Raw genomic sequence first — 19,311 nt, 5'->3', positions numbered from 1 at the left:
GGCGACTCTAGGCGACGGCCGCCTCGCGGCGGGCGGTCGGGACGGCCGCGAGGGCGCGGCGGCGCACGGGCTTCCCGAACGTCGGGTGGGCCATGCCGTAGGCGGCGGTGCGCAGCACGGACTCCTTGAGGAACGCGGCGGTGCGGCCGCGGAAGTGCCAGCCGGTGGCCTGGGCTCTGCCGTTGACGGGCTGGAAGATCGCGTCCCGACGGCCGAGGCTCAGGTGGTTGCCGTAGTAGGCGAGCGCGGTGCGCCCGACGGGGCCGCCGGTGAGGTCGCCGATGATCGCGGCCGTGGCCTGCATCGCGGTGAACCCGGCCGAGGCGCACGACATCGGGAGCGGCTCGCCGCTCTCGGCGATCGTGAAGACCGCGTCGCCGGCCGCGTACACGCCCGAGTGGGAGACCGAGCGCATCTGGCGGTCGACGAGGATGCGGCCGTGCTCCTGGACGTCGAGGCCGCTGGCGGCCGCGATCGGGTGGACGGCGAACCCGGCGGCCCACACGACGGCGTCGGCCGCGAAGGCCCGCCCGTCGGCGGCGACCGCGCCGTCCGCGGTGACCTCGGTGATCTCGGTGCGCTCGTGGACGGCGATGCCGAAGCGGTCGAAGGCGCGCAGGAGGTGGCGGCGCGGCCGCTCGGCGAACCAGCCCCCGAGCTCGCCGGTGGTGGCGAGCGAGACCTGAAGGCCGGGACGGGATTCGGCGATCTCGGTGGCGGCCTCGATGGCGGTGAGGTTGCCGCCGACGACGAGGACGCGGCCGCTGCCGCCGAGGTCGTCGAGGCGGCGGCGCAGGCGCAGGGCGGCGGGCCGGGCGGCCACGTGGTGGGCGTGCTCGGCGACGCCGGGGACGCCGTGGTCGGCGGCGGTGCTGCCGAGCGCGTACAGCAGGGTGTCGTATTCGAGCGCGTCGCCGTCGTCGAGCGCGACGGTGCGGCGGTCGGCGTCGACGCCGGTGACCCGGGCCAGGCGCACGCGCACGCCCGTACCGGCGAACATGTCGGCGAGCGGGCGCGGCTTGAGGTCCTGGCCGGCGGCGACCTGGTGGAGGCGGAGGCGCTCGACGAAGTCGGGCTCGGCGTTCACGAGCGTGATCGAGACGTCCTCGGGACGCAGGTGGCGGGCGAGGAATCCGGCGGCCCAGGCTCCGGCGTATCCGGCCCCGAGAACGGCGATGCGGTGCTGCATGGTCTCACTCCCGTCTTGCTGGTGTCGGCCCTTGAACGGGGCGGCGCGCGAATCCATGACAGGAGGCGGATGTGCAGTGCGTCTCAGTCGCCGCTGTCCTCCTCGGCGGCGGCGAGGGGGCGGCGGCGGGGGCGCGGGCGCCGGAGGGCGCGGCGGCGGTCGAGCTGGTCCAGCTCGTACCGCAGGTACCAGGGCGTCCAGCCGCCCTGGCGGAACCACAGGCGCCCGGTGCGGGAGGCGAGGCCGCCGATGACGCACAGCGCCATGGCGATCCAGATGGGCGAGATGACGAGGGCGGTGACGTCGCCGTAGGTGCGCGAGACGCCGGCGATGCCGATCGCGGTGTTCGCGGTCGCGAAGAGGACCGCGAAGACGCGGGTCCAGCGGCGCCCGTTGCCGAGCTGGTAGACGATGACGGCGTACGGGACGGTGAGGACCGCGATGAGCGGCAGGACGACCGCGATCGGGAAGGTGGTGCCGACGGGGAGGGCCGCTTCGAGCTCGTCGACGCCGGGGATGTCGTGCGACTGGTCCTCGACCCAGCCGAGGAGGCGCGGGCCGAGGCCGAGGCTGACGCTGACCAGCATGAAGTACTGGAAGACCATCATGACCTGGGCGAGGTCGACGGAGTGCGGCTTGTCGTAGAGCGGTGCGGGGCCGGGAGAGACGGGGCTGTTCACGGGCGCTCCAAAAACGCTGGGTCCCTCCAGGGTACGTCCGCGAAGCCGCTGGTGGGTCCCCTTATTCGCCGGCCTCGGCGGGCCGCACGCGGGCCCAGCGCCACACCGGGGGCGACACGAGCAGTCCGAGGCAGGTGAGGTCGAGGACGCCGGCGAGCTTCTCGAGCGGCGGGGCCGCGAGCCAGGCGTCGAACTCGGCGAGGAGGACCATCGCCGGGACGCCGGTGGTGACGACCGCGAGGAACCAGGCCCAGGCGCGGCGGTGCCAGATCGCGAAGGCGTACAGCAGGAGCAGGGAGGCGCCGACGACGAGGACGGTGAGGAACACGGGGCTGGTGTAGCCCATGCGCCGGCAGCCGAGGTCGTGCGGGCCGCACGCGAAGTACTCGGGGATGAGGACCGCCATGAAGTCGATCCAGCTGAGGACGAGCAGGCCCATGAGCAGCCGCACGGTCAGCGGCCGCCGCTCGGTCGGTGTGCCCATGCCCCTATTGTCCGCCCGCGGGGGCGGGTCGGCGCAAGGGCCGGAAGAAGTCGCGCAGGTCCTGGACGAGGAGGTCGGGGGCCTCCATGGCCGCGAAGTGCCCGCCGCGGTCGAACTCGGACCAGTGGACGATCCGGTGGCGGCGTTCGAGGAGGCCGCGGATCGCCGGGTCGGTCGGGAAGACCGCGACGCCGGTGGGAACGTCGGAGGGGCCGGGGTCCGGCTCGTCGCGCACGGCCCGGTACTGGTGCGCCGAGCTCGCGCCGGTCCCGGTGAGCCAGTAGAGGGTGACGTTGGTGAGGAGCTGGTCGACGTCGACGGCGTCCTCGGGCAGGGGCGCGGCCGGGTCGGTCCAGTCGTGGAACTTGTCGGCGATCCACGCCAGCTGGCCGACGGGAGAGTCGTTGAGCGCGTAGGCGATCGTCTGCGGCTTGGTGGACTGGAGGTCGGCGTAGCCGGTGCCGTGGCGGACGAGCTCGCGCACGGATTCGAGGCGGGCGAGCTCGTCGGGCGCGAGGGAGGCGAGCGCGGGGTCGTCGGCGGGCGGGAGTTCGAGGCCGCCGTTAATGTGGACGCCGGCGACGCGGTCGGGGGCGAGGCGGCCGAGGGCCGGTGAGACCTTCGAGCCGGTGTCGCCGCCGTGGGCGCCGAAGCGCTCGTAGCCGAGCCGGTCCATGAGGACGAGCCAGGCGGCGGCGATGCGCGCGTGGTCCCAGTCGGGCGCGGCGAGCGGCGTCGAGAACGCGAACCCGGGGAGGGAGGGGGCGACGACGTGGAACGCGTCGGCGGCGTCGCCGCCGTGGGCGCGCGGGTCGGTGAGCGGCCCGATGATCTTGAGGAACTCGACGACCGAGCCGGGCCAGCCGTGGGTGATCACCAGCGGCAGGGCGTCGGGCTCGGGCGAGCGGGCGTGCAGGAAGTGGATCCGCTGGCCGTCGATCTCGGTGAGGCCCTGCGGGATCGCGTTCAGGGCCGCTTCGTGGGCGCGCCAGTCGTAGCGGTGGAGCCAGTGGTCGGCGAGGCGCCGCAGGTAGAGGACGGGGACGCCGCGCGCCCAGCCGGGTTCGGGACTCGCGGCCGGCCAGCGGGTGAGGCGCAGGCGGTCGTGCAGGTCGTCGAGCGCGGCCTGCGGGACGTCGATGCGGAAGTCGGCGGTCTCTCCCATCGGGCCCATGCAATCAGAACGCGGCGGCTTCGTCCACCCGTTTGGCCGACCGGATCGGAGGCAGGGACCTACGACCGGTCCGGGGACTTGACGCGTTCGCGGAGGCGAGGACACTGAGAGGCGAGAGGCCGAGGGAGGGCGCCGTGGATTTCACGGGATACCGGGTGGTGGTCACCGGGGCCGGGCGCGGGTTCGGGAGGGCGCTGGCGGTCTCGCTCGGGCGCGGCGGCGCGGAGGTGTTCGTGTCGGCGCGGCGGTTCGACGCCGCGGAGGAGACGGCACAGGCGGTCCGGCGCGTCGGGGGGAGGGCGCACGCGTTCGAGTGCGACCTCGCCGAACCGGAATCGGTGCGCGAGTTCGCCGAAGCGCTCGCCGAGACCGCGGACGCGGTGGACGTGCTCGTCAACAACGGCGCGCCGTACCTGGACGGCGGGTTCACCGAAGCGGACGACGCCCTGGTGGCCGAGACGATCGCGGCGGGGGCGGCCGGCACGGTGCTCGTGACGAAGGCGCTGCTGCCGATGCTGCTGCGCAGCGAGCGGCCGGACATCGTGACGATGGTGTCGGGCTGCGGCGAGTACGGGAACCACCGCTCGGAGGCGCACGAGGCGTTCTACGCGGCGAAGTCGGCCCAGGCGGGGTTCACGGAGGTCCTGTCGAAGCGCCTGCGGCCCAAGGGGGTCCGGGTGATCTCGCTGTACCCGCCGGACTTCGACAACCCCGACCCGCTCGGGCCCGAATGGGACGCCGAACGGCGCGGCGGCGACGCGCTGAGCGCCCGCTCGCTCGTGGACTGCGTCCGCTTCGCGATCGGGCAGCCGCGCGACTGCTTCATCAAATCGTTCTACTTCGAGCAGGTCTGAGCGAGTCCCGGGCACCCGGCGCTACGCCTTCGCCGGCGCGGACTCCGGGACGATGTCGGTGATGAGGTCCGCGCACCACTGGAGCAGCGCCAGGCCCTCGAGGGGCTTGCCGCCGACGCGGGAGGTCGTGGGGCGCGGGACGCTGATGAGGCCCGCGGGGGCCTTGTAGTGCGCGTCCGGGTAGTGGCGGCCCAGGCGCAGCTGCTTCGAGTCCGGCAGCTCCACAGTGGAGAACCGGAGGTTCTTGCCCTGCAAGGCGATGTCGGTGAGGCCGTGCGCGCGGGCGAGGAGCCGGAAGCGCGCCAGGTGGAACAGGGTGAGGACCTGCTCGGGCGCGGGGCCGTAGCGGTCCTCCATCTCCTCGCGGACCTCGTCGAGCTCGGACTCGTCGTGGACCTCGGAGATCTTGCGGTACATCTCCAGGCGCAGGCGCTCGACCTCGATGTAGTCGAACGGGATGTTCGCGTCCAGCGGCAGCTCGACCTTCACCGGCGCCGGGGGCTCCTCGCCGCCGCCCTTGAACGCCGTCACGGCCTCGCCGACCATCCGCAGGTACAGGTCGAAGCCGACGTCCGCGATGTGCCCGGACTGCTCGGCGCCCAGCAGGTTCCCGGCGCCGCGGATCTCCAGGTCCTTCATGGCGACGTACATGCCCGCGCCGAGCTCGGAGTGCTGCGCGATCGTCGCGAGCCGCTCGTGCGCGGTCTCCGACAGCGGCTGCTCCGGCGGGTACAGGAAGTACGCGTACGCGCGCTCGCGCGAGCGCCCGACGCGGCCGCGGATCTGGTGCAGCTGCGACAGGCCCAGCAGGTCGGCGCGCTCGACGATGAGCGTGTTCGCGTTCGGGATGTCGATGCCGGACTCGATGATCGTGGTCGAGACGAGCACGTCGTACTCGCCCTCCCAGAAGCCCTGCATGATCTGCTCGAGCTGCGTCTCGGTCATCTTCCCGTGGGCGACCGCGATGCGGGCCTCGGGGATGAGCTCGCGCAGCCGCGTCGCGGCCCGGTCGATCGACTCGACCCGGTTGTGGAGGTAGAACGCCTGGCCGTCGCGCAGCAGCTCGCGGCGGATCGCCGCGGCGACCTGCTTGGCCTCCCACGCGCCCACGTACGTGAGCACCGGGTGCCGCTCCTCGGGCGGGGTCTGGATCTGCGACATCTCGCGGATGCCGGTCACCGCCATCTCGAGGGTCCGCGGGATCGGCGTCGCCGACATCGTGAGCACGTCGACCGCGGTGCGCAGCGCCTTGAGCTTCTCCTTGTGCTCCACGCCGAACCGCTGCTCCTCGTCGACGATGATGAGCCCGAGGTCCTTGAAGCGGGTCTCGGCCTGGAGGAGCCGGTGCGTGCCGACGAGGATGTCGATCTCCCCCGCGGCGATGCCGCGCTGGATCTCGGCGGCCTCGCGCGCGGTCTGGAACCGCGACAGCTGCCTGATCTTGACCGGGAACTGGCCCATGCGCTCCACGAACGTGCCGTAGTGCTGGCTCGCCAGGAGCGTGGTCGGGACCAGGACCGCGACCTGCTTGCCGTCCTGCACGGCCTTGAACGCGGCCCGCACGGCGACCTCGGTCTTGCCGTAGCCGACGTCGCCCATGACGAGGCGGTCCATGGGGACCCGGGCCTCCATGTCCGCCTTCGTGTCGATGATCGCCGACATCTGGTCGGGGGTCTCCACGTACGGGAACGCGTCCTCCAGCTCGCGCTGCCACGGCGTGTCCGGGCTGAACGCGTGCCCCTCGGCCGCCTGGCGGGCCGCGTACAGCTGGATCAGCTCGGCCGCGATCTCGCGCACGGCCTTGCGGGCGCGCCGCTTCGTCTTCTGCCAGTCGGTGCCGCCGAGCTTGTGGACGGTCGGCTGCTCGCCGCCGACGTACCGCGTCAGCTGGTCGAGCGAGTCGGTCGGCACGAACAGGCGGTCGCCGGGCTGGCCGCGCTTGGACGCGGCGTACTCGATGACGAGGTACTCGCGGTCGGCGCCGCCGATCGCGCGGCGCACCAGCTCCACGTACTTGCCGACGCCGTGCGCGTCGTGCACAACGTAGTCCCCCGGGGAGAGCTCCAGCGGGTTGACCGCGCCGCGCCGCTTGGTGGCCTTGCCCTTGCGGGGGCGCTGGCTCGCGAGGGCCTTGCCGCCGGCGATGTCGGCGGCGGTGACCGCGACGACCCGCTCGTCGATGAACCCGAGCGCGAGCGAGCCGACGCACGCCACGACCTCGCCGGGCCGGAACGCGGCGGGAGCGGGCTCGAGGTGCGCGCCGATCCCCTCGGCGCGCAGCTGCTCGGCGGCGCGCTCGGCGCCGCCGAGGGCCGGGTAGACGACCGCGACGGCCCGGCCCTCGCGCGTCCAGGCCCGCAGGTCCTCGACGAGCTGGGCCGTGTTCCCGTGGTAGCGGGGCGATTCGGTGAGGCCGAGGTCGACGGTGAGCGCGTCGTCGTGCACGCCGCCGCCGTACGAGACGGGCTCGCCGGTGATCGCGGCGAGTTCGGCCGCGAGCTCGTCGGTCTCCTCGGGCGCGGCGGCGAACGGCGAGATCGTCCACCAGCGCTGGCCCTTGGCGAGCGCGGTCGTGCGGGCGTCGGCGAGGTCGTGGAAGGTGCCGGAGCCGAGGTCGACGGGCGCGGCGGCGCCGGCCGCGGCGGCGGCCCAGGACGCTTCGAGGAACTCGTTCGAGGTCGCGACGAGGTCGAGGGCGCGGGTGCGGATGCGCTCGGGCTCGATCGCGACGATGAGCGCGTCGCGCGGCAGGACCTCCTGGAACAGCTCCAGGCGATCGGGGCCGGCGAGCGCGGGCAGGAGCGACTCCATGCCCTCGACCGGGATGCCCTGGGCGAGTTTGGCGCACATCTCGGCGAGGCCGGGGAAGTCCTCGCCGAGGGCGGCGGCCTGCTCGCGCACGTCGTCGGTGAGGAGCAGTTCGCGGCAGGCGACGGCGCGCAGCTCGTCGGCGGCGTCGAGGGAGCGCTGGTCGGCGACGGAGAACTCGCGGATGGAGTCGACCTCGTCGCCGAAGAACTCCAGGCGCAGCGGGTGCTGGGCGGTGGGCGGGAAGACGTCGAGGATGCCGCCGCGGACGGCGAACTCGCCGCGCTTCTCGACGAGGTCGACGCGCTCGTACGCGAGGTCGACGAGGCGGGCGGCGAGGTCGGTCAAGTCGGTCTCGTCGCCGCGGCGCAGGTGCACCGGTTCGAGGGCGCCGAGGCCCTTGAGCTGGGGTTGGAGGGCGCCGCGGACGGGGGTGACGATGACGCGCGGCACGTCGCCGGCGTGGATGCGGTGGAGGAGGTCGAGGCGGGCGCCGACGGTGTCGGAGCGGGGCGAGAGCCGCTCGTGCGGGAGGGTCTCCCAGGCGGGGTAGTACGCGATGTCGTCCTCGGGGACGAAGGACGCGAGGGACTCGGCGAGCTCCTCGGCCTCGCGGGAGGTCGCGGTGATCGCGAGCACGGGCCCGGCGGCGTGGAGCGCGGCCTGGGCGAGGGCCAGGGGGCGGGCGCCGGGGACGGCGACGACGTCGACCGGGCGGTCGGACCGGGCGGCCAGTTCGGCGACGCGCGCCAGCTTCGGTGCGGCCGCGGCGGCTTTGAGCAGGCTCTCGAGTTTCGGCTGCGGCTTGCCTTCGGACATTCGCGGGCTCCCTGCGCGGCTGTTCTCGGATTGCCCTTGAGGGCACGACTGATGGCCGGAGACAGCCCTGACGGGGGGCTGTTCCGGCGACCGGTCGAGTCTACCTCGCGCCGGCCCGGGGGCCGAGCGCGATCGCGCGCGGGGGCGCGGGCGTCAGTTCGAGGCGCCCTGGCCGCCCTCGGGGCCGAACAGGAGCGCCTGGACCTCGGGGAGGTTGTAGAACATGCCGAGGACCACGATGACGGTGAGCGCGGGCAGGAGGATCTTGTTCTCGGCCTTGCCGCCGGCGCGGAGCGCGATCGAGTCGGGCAGGCCGATCTCGCGCCAGCGCTTCTTCTGGATCGGCAGGGGGAAGAACATCGGGCAGCCCATCTTGGTGATGACGTCGCCGAGGATGTGGATGAAGCAGCCGATGCCCATGGCGAGGCCGAGGATCCAGTAGGAGCGGTTCTCGTCGAGCAGGTGGTACATGCCGTAGGCGACGGCGAGGGAGATGCCGGTGGTGACGATCCAGCCGTACTTCTCGGCGATCGAGTTCATGAGGCCGCGCACGGCGAGGCCGGTGAGCAGGAACAGGATCGCGATGACGGCGAACTTCCCGCCCCAGGCGGCGAGGAAGCCGGTGCCGGTGCCCACGATCGCGGCGTGGACGATCGTATGGGTGAACAGGCGGTGGCCGTTGTTCCGCTTCTTGTCCTTCTTGGACTTGGTGATCAGGTAGAACCAGTAGCAGAGGCGTTCGACGATCTCGGCGAAGAGCAGGGACACGACGCCGAACGACCTGGCCACGGTGGACCCGCCCTTGTTCTCGGTGACGCGGCCGGCGCAGTCGATGTCGGGGTAGAGGGCGGCGCCCGCGGCGGCGATGGTGCCGACGGCGAGCTCGCTCGCCGTCTGGTCGATGCCGAAGGCGGCGGAGGCTACGGCCGAACCGGCGAGCCACAGGGCGGCGCCGGACATGGCGTGGGTCGGACCCATGACCATAGCGGGGACTCCTTAAGGGCAATGCGTAGAGCAGTCGGGAGGATGGCGACACTATCCCACACCGGGGCCACCAATGCGGCCCCAGGAGTGACAGAACTCCAGCCCTGCAACATCTTTCGCGTATCGGTCTCATCACGACCGGGGACCTGGGGTTTCACTCGCGGTATGGTCGAGGGGTGTTCGACTCCGCCATGCTGGCCGCCTACCTCGACCGCGTCGGGATCACCGCTCCGCGGCGCCCGACGCTGCACGCGCTGCGGCGGATCCACCGCGCGCACGTCGCGGCGATGCCCTACGAGAACCTCGACATCCAGCTGGGCCGGCCGATCCGGCTCGACGCGGACTCGCTGTTCGCGAAGCTCGTCGAGGGCGGGAGGGGCGGGTACTGCTACGAGCACAACGGCGTGCTGGCGTTCGCGCTGGAGGCCATGGGCTTCGACGTGCGCCGCGTCCTCGGGGGCGTGCGCCGCGAAGTGGACGGCGACGGCGCCTGGTGGAACCACATGCCGCTCGTGGTGCGGTTCCCCGAGCAGCACGGCAAGGACGGGTCGGAGTACCTGGCGGACGGCGGGATCGGGACGGGCTTCCGCGACCCGCTGCCGATCCGCAACGGCAGCTACCGGATCGGCGCGTTCAACTTCGGCGTGTGGAGCCTCGGCGGCGAGGAGTGGCGCTGCTCGATCGACCCGCGCGTGGCGAACCTGACGTTCGACTTCACGCTCGAGGAACGGCGTCCCGAGGAGTTCGCCGACCGCTGCCGCGAACTGTCCACTTCGCCGGAGTCGCCGTTCGTGCGGACCCTCGCGGTGCAGAACCCGCGCGAGCACGACATGTGGGTGCTGCGGGCCCGCACGCTCACCGTCTACGGGCCGGCGTACCCGGACTTCAAGTCGGTGACGGTCGTCGAGGACGCGGACGCGTTCGCGTCGCTCCTGCGGGACCGGTTCAACCTCACGCTCACCGACGCGGACGTCGCGGCCCTGTGGGCCAAGGCCGTCGAGCAGCACGAGCAGAAGCTCGCCGAGGAGAGCAAGGCCGGGGCGGTCTAGCGGCTCCGGCCTGGACGGTCGCGCGGCGGGCGCCGGTCCTAGAGGGACCGCTGGCGGGCGGCCTCGTAGAGCGCGACAGTGCCGGCGTTCGCGGCGTTCAGGGACGAAGCGGCCTTGGGCGACATGGGAATGCGGGCGACGGCGTCGGCGAGTTCGGTCCACGCCTTCGACATGCCCTCGGTCTCGTTGCCGACGACCAGGAGGAGCGCGCCGCGCAGGTCGTGGTCGGCCAGGGCGCGCTCGCCGCGCTCGTCGGTGCCCACGATGGAGGGCCGGTGGGCCTGCTTCGCGGCCCACTCGGCGACCTCGTGCGCGGAGGCGGCGTTGATGACCGGGAGCGCGAAGAGGCTGCCGGTCGAGGCGCGGACGGCCTTGGGGTCGTAGGGGTCCGCGGCATTGCGGCCGGTGAGGACGACCGCGTCCGCGCCGAACGCGTCGGCGGAGCGGATGAGCGACCCGAGGTTCCCGGGGCTCGTGGGCCGGTCGACGACGAGGCCGAGCCAGCCGGGGCGCGACTCCAGCTGCGAGAGGCGCCGGGTCGGGATGGCGACCTGGGCGAGGAGTTCGGGCGCGTCGCCGTCCTTGTCCCCCAGTTCGGCCATGAGGTCGGAGGCGACCGCGGCCCGCTCGGTGTGCGGGGCGTCGAGGAGCCCGCGGGCCCAGTCGGACAGGCGCGGTCGGTCGGCGTCGTACAGCAGCTCCTGCACGGTCCAGCCGTGCTCGACGGCCATCGTGATCGGCCGGACGCCCTGCACCAGGAACGAGCCCGTCCGGTGCCGCTTGGTCCGGTTGCGCAGCAAGGTCTCCCACTGCTGGAACTTCGCGTTCCGGACGCTGACTCGCAAGCTTCTCGCCATGATCTCCGCGCTTCGATCGGGTGGAAGCGCGAACCTAGCACGGGACCGGGGCGCCGCCCCGGCCCCGCGGTCGCTTTGGGACGTTCCTCCCGCCTCGGCAGGCCCGCGGCGGGCCGGCCGGGGGCCGCGGGTCAGCCGGTGTTGCGCAGGCCCGCGGCGATGCCGTTGACGGTGATGAGCAGGGCCCGCTTGAGCTGCGGGTCCACGTCGCCGTCGGCCCCGCCCTCGGAGCGGTAGCGCTTGAGGAGCGAGACCTGGAGGTGGTGGAGCGGCGCCAGGTAGCGGTCGCGGACCTCGAGGGTCCGGGTCAGCTGCGGGTTCGCGTCGAGGAGCTTCTCGCCGCCGGTGAGCGCCAGGATCTCGGCCACCGTGGCGGCGTGCTCGGTCTTGATCGCCTCGAAGATCGGCTGGAGGTGCGCGGGCACGAGCGTCGAGACGTACTGGCCCGCGATCGACAGGTCGGTCTTCGCGAGCGTCATCTCCACGTTCGAGACGAAGTTGCGGAAGAAGTGCCACTTCTCGTACATCTCGGCGATCTCGTCGCCGAGGCCCGCCTCGCGGGCGGCCGCGAGGCCGGAGCCGACGCCGTACCAGCCGGGGACGATCTGGCGCGACTGCGTCCAGCCGAACACCCACGGGATCGCGCGCAGGCCCGACAGGCCCGCGTCGGTGTTCGGGCGCTTCGACGGGCGCGAACCGATGTTCAAGGCGCCCAGCAGCTCCGTGGGGCTCACGGCCCAGAAGTACTCGGCGAGGCCGGGGCGGCCGGTGAGGTCGCGGTAGGCGGCCTTCGACGCCTCGGAGGTCTGGTCCATGACGTCGAACCAGCGGGCCAGGACCTCGGGCTGGTGGCGCGGCTCGGTGTGCAGCAGCGTGGCCTTCAGCGACGCGGCGACCGTGAGCTCCAGGTTCTCGCGGGCCAGCGCCGGCAGCGTGTACTTGTCGGAGAGGACCTCGCCCTGCTCGGTGATCTTGATGGCGCCGTCGAGGGTGCCCGAGGGCTGGGCGAGGATCGCCTCGTGGGTGGGGCCGCCGCCGCGGCCGATGGTGCCGCCGCGGCCGTGGAAGAGGCGCAGGCGCACGCCGTGCTTGTGCGCGACGTCGCGCAGCTGCCGCTGGGCCGCCTGGATGTTCCACTGGCTGGCGGTGATGCCGGCGTCCTTGTTGGAGTCGGAGTAGCCGAGCATGACCTCCTGGACGTTGCCGCGGGCGGCGACGATCGCGCGGTAGGCGGGCAGGCTGAGCAGCTCGTCAAGGAGGGTGTCGGCGCCGGCGAGCTCCTCGACCTCTTCGAGGAGGGGCACGAAGCCGACGTCGGCGCGGCCGCGGGCGACGTCGATGAGGCCGGCGTCGCGGGCGAGGATCGCGGGGGCGAGGACGTCGCCGGCGTCGTGGGTCATCGAGATGATGTACGACTCGACGATGGCCTTCCCGAACTGCTCCTGGGCGTCGCGGATGGCGTGGAAGACGTCGAAGGTCTTGCGGTTGAGCTCGGTGAGCTCGACGTTCGCGGGCGCGAGGGGCCGCTGGCCGGAGAGCTCGGCGGCGAGGACGGCGCTGCGCTCGGCGGCGGTGAGCTCGGCGTAGGGCTTGTCGAGTTCGCCGGTGGCGTCGTACAGCTCGGCGAGGACGGCGTGGTGGGCCTCGGAGTGCTCGCGGACGTCCATGGTGGCGAGCTGGAGGCCGAACGCGGCGACGGTGCGGATGACGCGGTCGAGGACGCCCTTGGCGGGCAGCTGGCCGCGCTGGCGGGCGAGGGAGTCGCGCATGACCTGGAGGTCGGCGAGGAGTTCGCGGCCGTCGGCGTAGTCGAAGCCGGCGCGGTGCGGGAGGCCCTCGGCGTGGCGGGTGCGGGTGTTCGCGAGCTTCGCCTCGATGGCGCGGGCCTTGAGGCGGTAGGGCTCCTCGGCGTGGATGCGCTTGTAGCGGGCGGGGATCGCGGCGCCGAGGCGGTCGAGGTCGGCGTTCACGGAGTCGAGGAGCTCCTGGGACGCGGGCCGCACGGCCTGGGAGACGGAGAGCTCGTTGATGAGCCCGGCGACGGCGCCTTCGGCGGCGGCGATGCCGTGCTCGTGCTGCATGAGCAGGACCTGCTTGGTGACCTCGGGGGTGACGAACGGGTTGCCGTCGCGGTCGCCGCCGATCCAGGTGCCGAACCGCAGGGGGGCGGTGCCGGGCCGGGGGGAGCCGCCGAGGTCGGTGAGGGTGGCGTTGAGGTCGGTGAGGACGCGGGCGGCGGCGTCGCGGTAGAGGTCGGTGAGGTAGTAGATCGCGTTGCGGGCCTCGTCGGTCGGCTCGGGCTTCTCGACGCGGAGTTCGTCGGTCTGCCACAGGAGGTCGATGATCTCGGCGAGGCGGGAGTTGACGGCGTCGACGTCGGCGGAGCCGAGGACGGCGCGCTCGGCGGCCTCGGCGTCGAGGAGGTCGGCGATGTTGCGGAGCTTGATGAGGATGGACCGGCGGGCGGCCTCGGTGGGGTGGGCGGTGAAGACGGGGCGGACCTCGAGCCGCTCGGCGGCGGCCGCGATCTGGTCGGCGGGGACGTCTTCGAGGGTGATCTCGGCGCGGGCCTGGGAGAGCCAGCCGCCGTTCTCGGCGCGGGAGCGGCGCATGTCGCGGGCGCGGTGGACCTGCTCGGTGATGTTCGCCAGGTGGAAGTAGGTGGCGAAGGCGCGGGCGAGGTCGACCTCTTCGGTGACGTCGAGCTTGGCGAGCCGGGAGGCGACGGCCTCGGGCTGGTGGCGGACCAGGCCGCGCACCTCCTCGACGAGTTCGAGCAGCTGGGGGCCCTCCTGGCGGACGAGCGCCTGGCCGAGGAGGTTGCCGAGGCGCCTGATGTCGCGGCGCAGCTGCTTGTCGTCGGTTCCGCTGGAGGAGTCGTAGTAGTCCATGGGAGGTCTCCACTGCTGGTCTGGGCAAACCCTGAGGGGGCCGCTCGCGCCGACGTCCTTGTCCGCGGTGAACTGCTGTGCTCTGCGTCCGTGAGAGCGATGTCAGCGTAACTTACCGGTAATGGCCGCGCCACTTTCTCAGTCCGCCATGCGGGACGATCCGGGTCCGGGGTCGCGGAGGTCTCGGCGCGGGCGGGACGCCGATCGGACGCGGCCGCGGCGCGCGCTCGGGCGGCCGTGGGCGTGCGGCCGCGGGGCGCGCTTGGGCGGCCGTGGGCGTGCGGCCACGGCGCCCGCTTGCGTAGCCGTACGTGTGCAGAGTCGGCCCCGTGGCATACCCTGGTGCGACCGAGACCGATGCCGCCCCGAACGATCCGCTGCGAAGGGACCCCGACCGCCGATGTCTGACTGGGTACTGCCCGACGAGATCCTCGCCGAGGCGCCGAGCCACACCCCGCTGCCGCACGAACTGGCCGACCTGGAGCTGCTGCTGTACGGCGCGTACGCGCCGCTGCGCGGGTTCATGGGCGAGGCCGAGGCGCGGTCGGTGACGACGACGGGCATGCTCCCAGACGGCACGGCGTGGCCGGTGCCGGTGACCCTGGACGTGCCGATGGCGATCGCGCGGCTCCTGGACAACCCCGACCCGAAGCGGCGTGTGCTTCGCATCACCGACCCGGAGGGGGCGCCGGTCGCGGCGGTCGAATGCCACAGCCTCGACGCGCTCGGGCCGGACATGGTGCGGGTCGGCGGCCCGGTGCGGCGCATCGCGGACGCCGCGCACGGCGTGTTCACGGGCCTGCGGGCGACCCCGGAGCAGGCGCGCACCACGTACACGAAGCCGCGGGTGCTCGCGCTCGTCGCGGACCGGCCGCTGCACCGGCCCCAGCTCGCGCAGCTGGCGCGCGCCGCGCACAACCTCGCCGCGCACGTGCTGGTCATGATCCCGACCGGCGACGAGACGAACGGCGGCCGGGAGCTGCGGCTGCCGACGGCGGCCCTGGTGCGGTCGGTGCTCGCGGCGAAGGACCGGCTGCCGACGGCCACGGTGCTCACGGTCCCGCTGTCCAAGCGCGGCGACCGGCTGCGCGACGGGCTGCTGACCGCGAAGGTCGCGGCCGCGTACGGCGCGACGCACCTCATGACCGGGCCCGACGGGCTCGGCGGCGGCGACGGCGTGCGGGCCATGGTGCCGCGCGAGCTCGCCTACGACACCCGCGACGGGCAGTGGCGGCCGATCGAGGACATCGAGCCGCCGTTCCGGCGGACCGCGCTCAGCGAGGCCGAGATCGCGGACATGCTCGACCGCGGCTTCGGGCTCCCCGAGTGGCACACGCCGCCGAGCGTGGCCGCGGAGCTGCGCAAGGCGCGGCCGCCGCGGCGCCAGCGCGGGCTCGTGCTGTTCTTCACGGGGCTGTCGGGCTCGGGCAAGTCGACGATCTCCCGCGGCGTCTACGAGGCGCTCCTGGAGGAGGGGACCCGCACGGTGTCGCTGTTCGACGGCGACGTGGTGCGCCGGCTCCTGTCGAGCGGGCTCGGGTTCTCGCGCGCGGACCGGTCGGTGAACATCCGCCGGATCGGGTTCGTCGCGGCCGAGGTGGCCCGGCACGGCGGCATCGGCATGGCCGCCCCGATCGCCCCGTACGAGGTCGACCGGGCCGAGGCGCGGCGGATGGCCGAGGCCGCGGGCGCCGACTTCGTGCTCGTGCACGTCTCGACGCCGCTGGAGGTGTGCGAGGCGCGGGACCGCAAGGGCCTGTACGCGAAGGCGCGCGCCGGGCAGATCCCGGAGTTCACCGGGATCTCCGACCCGTACGAGGAGCCGCCGAACGCGGAGCTGGAGATCGACACCAGCGAGATCACCATCGGCGAGGCCGTCGAGCAGGTCCTCGAGTACCTGTCCGAGGGCGGCTGGCTGGAGCCGATCGGGCTGCGGATCGCCTAGCGGCGGACGACGTCGGGCCGAGGCCCCAGGCGGCAGCCCGGGGCCCCGGCCGTTCGCTATAGGAGCGTGGACCAGTAGTCCCAGAAGCCGGTGGCGACGATGCCGATGACGGCGAGGTAGAGCAGCGTCAGGCCGATCCAGTGGAAGCGGAGGACGTCGTCGACGGCGTCGCGCCAGTCCTCGGCCACGGGGATCGCACCGGTGCTGAGGTTGCGGATCGTGGTGAACCAGAAGATCGGGAGGACGGCGGCCCACACGGCCATGCACCAGGGGCAGAGCACGCCGATCTGGTACACGGACTGGAAGATCAGCCAGGACACGAACGCGAGCCCGCCGAGGGCGCCGAGGTTGAACCCGAGCGCGATCCACCGCGGCAGCTCCACTTTGGAGAGCCACAGGAGGCCCATGAAGACGACGAGCGGGAACGCCGCGAGCCCGATCATCGGGTTCGGGAACCCGAACACCGACGCCTGCCACGTGTTCATGACGGTGCCGCACGACAGCACCGGGTTGAAGTCGCAGGAGATGGCGTGGTCGGGGTCGATGAGCGAGGCGATCCGCTCGTAGGTGAGGTCGAACGCGGCCGCGAGGCCGACGAGCCCGCCGACGAGCAGGACCAGCCCGGTGACGGTGCGGCCCCTGGCCTCTCTTCCCGTCTCGCCGAACGCCTCGTCCATGCGCGCCCCCTGGGTCTCGTTCACGGTTGCCGTCGAAGTGATCACCACAGGGTAACGACCGCGGCGGGATCGGAGTTGCGCACAGGGCGGGCGAATATGGCGATCCGGACATCCGGGAACCGGCCCGGGGGCCGCGGCGTCGAAACGCCCGGCGCCCTGCGGGCACGGGAGGCGCCGCCTCGCCTGCGGGGCCGATTCTCCATGGGGCAGCCACTGCTGGGGTGCACCTGTGGACGGGCACCGCGGCAGCGGGAAGCAGCGTCTGGCGGCACTCCCGCGGCGCGGCGCGGTCGGCGCGCGGCCTGTCGCCCTTGCGGTCGGCGGGTGCGGTTCGGTCGGGTGTGCGGCGGGCTAGACGCGCAGCGAACGGCCGCCGTCGACCACGAGGGTCTGGCCGGTCACGTAGGAAGCCGAAGGCGCGCAGAAGAACACGGCCGCGGCGGCGACCTCCTCGGGCGTGCCGGGGCGGCCCATCGGGCCGTCGAGGCCCTGCTGGAGCTCGGGGACCGTGGAGGAGCCGGTGCGGACCAGGCCGGGCGCGATCGCGTTGACGGTGACGCCGTCGGCGACGACCTCGGTCGCCAGCGCCTTCGTCAAACCGGTCACGCCGGCCTTCGCGGCGGCGTAGGCGGCCTCGGCCGGGACGGCGTTGACGACGCCGGCGGTCGCCGCCACGTTCACGATCCGGCCCCAACCGCGCTCGGCCATCGGCTGCACGAACGCGCGCGACACCAGGAACGCCGTGTCGAGGTTCCGGGAGAGCTCGGCCCGCCAGTCCTCGTAGGACAGCTGCGCGACGGGCTTGACCACCGCCGGGTCCGACTTCGAGGTCAGGCCGGCGTTGTTGATGAGGATGTCGACCTCGCCCACCGCGTCGACCACGGCGTCGGCGAGTCCCCCGACCTCGGCCTCGTCGGTCAGGTCGGCCACGAACCCGACCGCGTCGATCTCCCCGGCCCGCTCGTGGATCCGCTTCGTCGTCGACACGATCGCCACCGTCGCGCCGGCCAGCCGCAGCCGCGTCGCGATCGCGAACCCGATCCCGTCGGTCGCGCCCGCACCGGTCACCAGCGCCACCTTGCCGGCGAGCGAGTCGAGCTGCTGAAGCCTGCCGAGCTCGGTCAGCGGGCCTTGACCGGCGGAGGGAAGGTCGATCACCTCGGCGAGGCCGTCTTCGAACGATTCGAGGCTCGGACGCGGTTCATTCATGCGGGCAGTCTCTCACGCTCCCCCGACCAAACGCACCACCGCCGGGCCGAACGGCCCGAAACCGCACCATCGGGGCGATCGGCCGCATCAGAGGGCTTCTCCCGCAACCGTTCGGCACGTCGGCGGGCGGGCCCGGCGCGCCGCCGACGCGGGCGTGGGACCATCGGAGGATGGAGCCGAACCTGGGCCCGGTCCTGACGGCGCTGGCGCGCAGCGCGGTCGCGACCTCGTTCGGCCCGCGGCCGCCCGGCGCGGCCGAACTGCTCGCCGACACTCCGCCCGCACTGGCCGAGAAGGCCGCCACCTTCGTGACCCTCGAGCGGGAGCACGCCCTCCGCGGCTGCATCGGCACCCTCGTCGCCCTGCGGCCCTTGGGCGTCGACGTGGTCCGCAACGCGCGGCTGGCGGCGCGGGACCCGCGGCTGCCGCCCGTCGAAGCCGACGAGGTGCCGGGCCTGACCGTCAAGGTCGCGGTCCTCACCCCGGCGGAACCGCTTGCGGCACAGGACTTCCCGGCCCTCCTCGACGCCCTCCGACCCGGAGCGGACGGGCTCACGCTCAAGGACGGCGACGGCCGCCGCGCCACGTTCCTGCCGTCCGTGTGGGCGGCCCAGCCGGACCCGGAGCGGTTCGTCGCGGCCCTGCTCCGCAAGGGCGGCTGGCCGCGGCGCTCCTGGGCCGGCGACCTCCGCTCGGCCCCCTGGCCCAAGGGCCTGCGGGCCGAGCGGTACGGCACCGTCGAGTACGTCAGCGCTCCTTGAGCGCCGCGCTCACCCGGAAGGAGCGGCCGCCGCGTCGGCTACGGCAGCGCCACCAGCGCGCCCTCGGCGGTCTTGACCGCCGAGCCGGAGACCGACACCGAGACCGGGACCCCGGCCTCGACGACGACCTCGCCGGACAGCGACGAGGGGCGCCCGATCTCGGCGCCCTGCGCGATCTCGTACGAGTGCACGCCGTCCCCGGCGATCAGGCCCGCGTCCACGAGGTGCACGCCGAGCGCGACCGCGGCCGAGCCGGTCGCCGGGTCCTCCCCGACGCCGACGTGGAACAGCCGCGCGTGGACCGCCGCGGTCTCGGGGTCGAAGCTGTACACGTACACCTTGTCGAGGTGGCCGGGCACGTCGACGGCCGCGGCCACGTCCTCGTCGGCGACGCGCACGAAGTTGTGGTCGAGCCCGGCGCTGGCGTTCTTCGGGGTGCCGAGGAGCCGGTCCGCGCCGAGGCCGATCGCCGCGGCGGCGGTCTCGCGGTCGAGTTCGGGGCCGACCGCGATCGCGGTCGACGTGAGTTTCGCCGCACCGGCGGCGCCGTCCACGGCCACGGTCATCAGGCCCGCGCCGCACTCCTGGACCACCCGGCCGTCGGTCGGGGCGACCCGTCCGGCGGCGACGGCGGCGATCGCGGCGCCGATCGTGGGGTGCCCGGCGAACGGGAGTTCCTCCGCAGGGGTGAAGATGCGCGCGCGGTAGTCGGCCTTCGGATCGGCTGCGGGGAGCACGAACACGGTCTCGGAGAAGCCGAACTCCTTCGCGATCGCCTGCATCTGCGCGGTGGAGAGGTCCTGGCCGTCGTAGACGACGGCGAGCTGGTTGCCCGCGTAGGGGCGGTCGGAGAAGACGTCGTAGATCTCGAACGGAAGCGTCATGCCGCACTTATAGCTCGCGGACTTGAGCGAGCGGTGGGTAAGGCTA

At 73.2% G+C, this 19,311-nt stretch carries 15 protein-coding genes; 4 read left to right on the top strand and 11 right to left on the bottom strand.

The window, feature by feature from the left end; all coding sequences use genetic code 11:
- Positions 1 to 7: 7 nt before the first annotated feature.
- The 4 genes from EIW28_RS06065 to EIW28_RS06050 form a co-directional block, all read right to left on the bottom strand.
- Positions 8 to 1,189, bottom strand: a complete 1,182-nt coding sequence (locus tag EIW28_RS06065; RefSeq protein ID WP_125246842.1) for an NAD(P)/FAD-dependent oxidoreductase — start codon at positions 1,187 to 1,189, stop codon at positions 8 to 10.
- An 83-nt stretch (positions 1,190 to 1,272) separates the two neighbouring features.
- Entirely contained in the window at positions 1,273 to 1,869 is a 597-nt protein-coding gene (locus EIW28_RS06060; RefSeq protein ID WP_125246841.1) for a hypothetical protein, read from the bottom strand.
- 61 nt (positions 1,870 to 1,930) lie between these two features.
- The gene (locus tag EIW28_RS06055; protein ID WP_125246840.1) at positions 1,931 to 2,353 is read right to left on the bottom strand and encodes a hypothetical protein; all 423 of its coding nucleotides are present in this window, start codon (positions 2,351 to 2,353) and stop codon (positions 1,931 to 1,933) included.
- A 4-nt stretch (positions 2,354 to 2,357) separates the two neighbouring features.
- Positions 2,358 to 3,518 carry an epoxide hydrolase family protein gene (locus EIW28_RS06050; protein WP_125246839.1) on the bottom strand — a complete coding sequence of 387 codons (1,161 nt, stop codon included), beginning with the start codon at positions 3,516 to 3,518 and terminating at the stop codon, positions 2,358 to 2,360.
- A 143-nt stretch (positions 3,519 to 3,661) separates the two neighbouring features.
- Between EIW28_RS06050 and EIW28_RS06045 the strand changes: the two genes are divergently transcribed.
- Positions 3,662 to 4,381 carry an SDR family oxidoreductase gene (locus tag EIW28_RS06045; RefSeq protein WP_125246838.1) on the top strand — a complete coding sequence of 240 codons (720 nt, stop codon included), beginning with the start codon at positions 3,662 to 3,664 and terminating at the stop codon, positions 4,379 to 4,381.
- A 21-nt stretch (positions 4,382 to 4,402) separates the two neighbouring features.
- On the opposite strand, the gene mfd is transcribed toward EIW28_RS06045, so the two are convergent.
- Positions 4,403 to 8,008 carry a transcription-repair coupling factor gene (gene mfd / locus EIW28_RS06040; RefSeq protein ID WP_125246837.1) on the bottom strand — a complete coding sequence of 1,202 codons (3,606 nt, stop codon included), beginning with the start codon at positions 8,006 to 8,008 and terminating at the stop codon, positions 4,403 to 4,405.
- 153 nt (positions 8,009 to 8,161) lie between these two features.
- The gene (locus tag EIW28_RS06035) at positions 8,162 to 8,992 is read right to left on the bottom strand and encodes a metal-dependent hydrolase (protein WP_408612189.1); all 831 of its coding nucleotides are present in this window, start codon (positions 8,990 to 8,992) and stop codon (positions 8,162 to 8,164) included.
- A gap of 176 nt (positions 8,993 to 9,168) precedes the next feature.
- On the opposite strand from EIW28_RS06035, the gene EIW28_RS06030 reads away from it, so the two are divergent.
- Positions 9,169 to 10,041: an arylamine N-acetyltransferase family protein gene (locus tag EIW28_RS06030; RefSeq protein WP_125246835.1), complete on the top strand. Its 873-nt coding sequence runs from the start codon at positions 9,169 to 9,171 to the stop codon at positions 10,039 to 10,041.
- A 38-nt stretch (positions 10,042 to 10,079) separates the two neighbouring features.
- Here EIW28_RS06030 and EIW28_RS06025 read toward each other — a convergent pair whose 3' ends face one another.
- Positions 10,080 to 10,898 (bottom strand): TrmH family RNA methyltransferase, encoded by an 819-nt coding sequence (locus EIW28_RS06025; protein ID WP_125246834.1) that lies wholly within the window; start codon positions 10,896 to 10,898, stop codon positions 10,080 to 10,082.
- 131 nt (positions 10,899 to 11,029) lie between these two features.
- Positions 11,030 to 13,789 carry a phosphoenolpyruvate carboxylase gene (gene ppc, locus EIW28_RS06020; protein ID WP_125246833.1) on the bottom strand — a complete coding sequence of 920 codons (2,760 nt, stop codon included), beginning with the start codon at positions 13,787 to 13,789 and terminating at the stop codon, positions 11,030 to 11,032.
- 400 nt (positions 13,790 to 14,189) lie between these two features.
- On the opposite strand from ppc, the gene cysC reads away from it, so the two are divergent.
- The gene (gene cysC, locus EIW28_RS06015) at positions 14,190 to 15,734 is read left to right on the top strand and encodes an adenylyl-sulfate kinase (protein WP_125246832.1); all 1,545 of its coding nucleotides are present in this window, start codon (positions 14,190 to 14,192) and stop codon (positions 15,732 to 15,734) included.
- Between the two features lie 56 nt (positions 15,735 to 15,790).
- Here the strand turns inward: cysC and EIW28_RS06010 are convergent, their stop codons facing one another.
- Both EIW28_RS06010 and EIW28_RS06005 read right to left on the bottom strand, forming a co-directional pair.
- Positions 15,791 to 16,435, bottom strand: a complete 645-nt coding sequence (locus EIW28_RS06010; protein WP_232013821.1) for a vitamin K epoxide reductase family protein — start codon at positions 16,433 to 16,435, stop codon at positions 15,791 to 15,793.
- A 327-nt stretch (positions 16,436 to 16,762) separates the two neighbouring features.
- Positions 16,763 to 17,620: an SDR family NAD(P)-dependent oxidoreductase gene (locus EIW28_RS06005; RefSeq protein WP_125246831.1), complete on the bottom strand. Its 858-nt coding sequence runs from the start codon at positions 17,618 to 17,620 to the stop codon at positions 16,763 to 16,765.
- A gap of 170 nt (positions 17,621 to 17,790) precedes the next feature.
- Here EIW28_RS06005 and amrA point away from each other — a divergent pair, with 170 nt between their 5' ends.
- Entirely contained in the window at positions 17,791 to 18,381 is a 591-nt protein-coding gene (gene amrA, locus EIW28_RS06000) for an AmmeMemoRadiSam system protein A (protein ID WP_125246830.1), read from the top strand.
- 38 nt (positions 18,382 to 18,419) lie between these two features.
- Here the strand turns inward: amrA and EIW28_RS05995 are convergent, their stop codons facing one another.
- Positions 18,420 to 19,265: a PhzF family phenazine biosynthesis protein gene (locus EIW28_RS05995; protein ID WP_125246829.1), complete on the bottom strand. Its 846-nt coding sequence runs from the start codon at positions 19,263 to 19,265 to the stop codon at positions 18,420 to 18,422.
- Positions 19,266 to 19,311: the final 46 nt, after the last annotated feature.

The sequence above is a fragment of the Glycomyces terrestris genome (assembly GCF_003933745.1).
Taxonomy (GTDB): Bacteria; Actinomycetota; Actinomycetes; order Mycobacteriales; family Micromonosporaceae; genus Glycomyces; species Glycomyces terrestris.
This window is presented reverse-complemented; position numbering and strand designations above follow the sequence as displayed.

Excerpts from the sequence above, each read along its gene's own strand:
- EIW28_RS05995 (WP_125246829.1), bottom strand. The coding sequence starts at position 19,265 with ATGACGCTTCCGTTCGAGATCTACGACGTCTTCTCCGACCGCCCCTAC.
- cysC (WP_125246832.1), top strand. The coding sequence starts at position 14,190 with ATGTCTGACTGGGTACTGCCCGACGAGATCCTCGCCGAGGCGCCGAGC.
- ppc (WP_125246833.1), bottom strand. The coding sequence starts at position 13,789 with ATGGACTACTACGACTCCTCCAGCGGAACCGACGACAAGCAGCTGCGC.
- EIW28_RS06065 (WP_125246842.1), bottom strand. The coding sequence starts at position 1,189 with ATGCAGCACCGCATCGCCGTTCTCGGGGCCGGATACGCCGGAGCCTGG.
- EIW28_RS06035 (WP_408612189.1), bottom strand. The coding sequence starts at position 8,992 with ATGGTCATGGGTCCGACCCACGCCATGTCCGGCGCCGCCCTGTGGCTC.
- mfd (WP_125246837.1), bottom strand. The coding sequence starts at position 8,008 with ATGTCCGAAGGCAAGCCGCAGCCGAAACTCGAGAGCCTGCTCAAAGCC.
- EIW28_RS06025 (WP_125246834.1), bottom strand. The coding sequence starts at position 10,898 with ATGGCGAGAAGCTTGCGAGTCAGCGTCCGGAACGCGAAGTTCCAGCAG.
- EIW28_RS06050 (WP_125246839.1), bottom strand. The coding sequence starts at position 3,518 with ATGGGAGAGACCGCCGACTTCCGCATCGACGTCCCGCAGGCCGCGCTC.
- amrA (WP_125246830.1), top strand. The coding sequence starts at position 17,791 with ATGGAGCCGAACCTGGGCCCGGTCCTGACGGCGCTGGCGCGCAGCGCG.
- EIW28_RS06055 (WP_125246840.1), bottom strand. The coding sequence starts at position 2,353 with ATGGGCACACCGACCGAGCGGCGGCCGCTGACCGTGCGGCTGCTCATG.
- EIW28_RS06005 (WP_125246831.1), bottom strand. The coding sequence starts at position 17,620 with ATGAATGAACCGCGTCCGAGCCTCGAATCGTTCGAAGACGGCCTCGCC.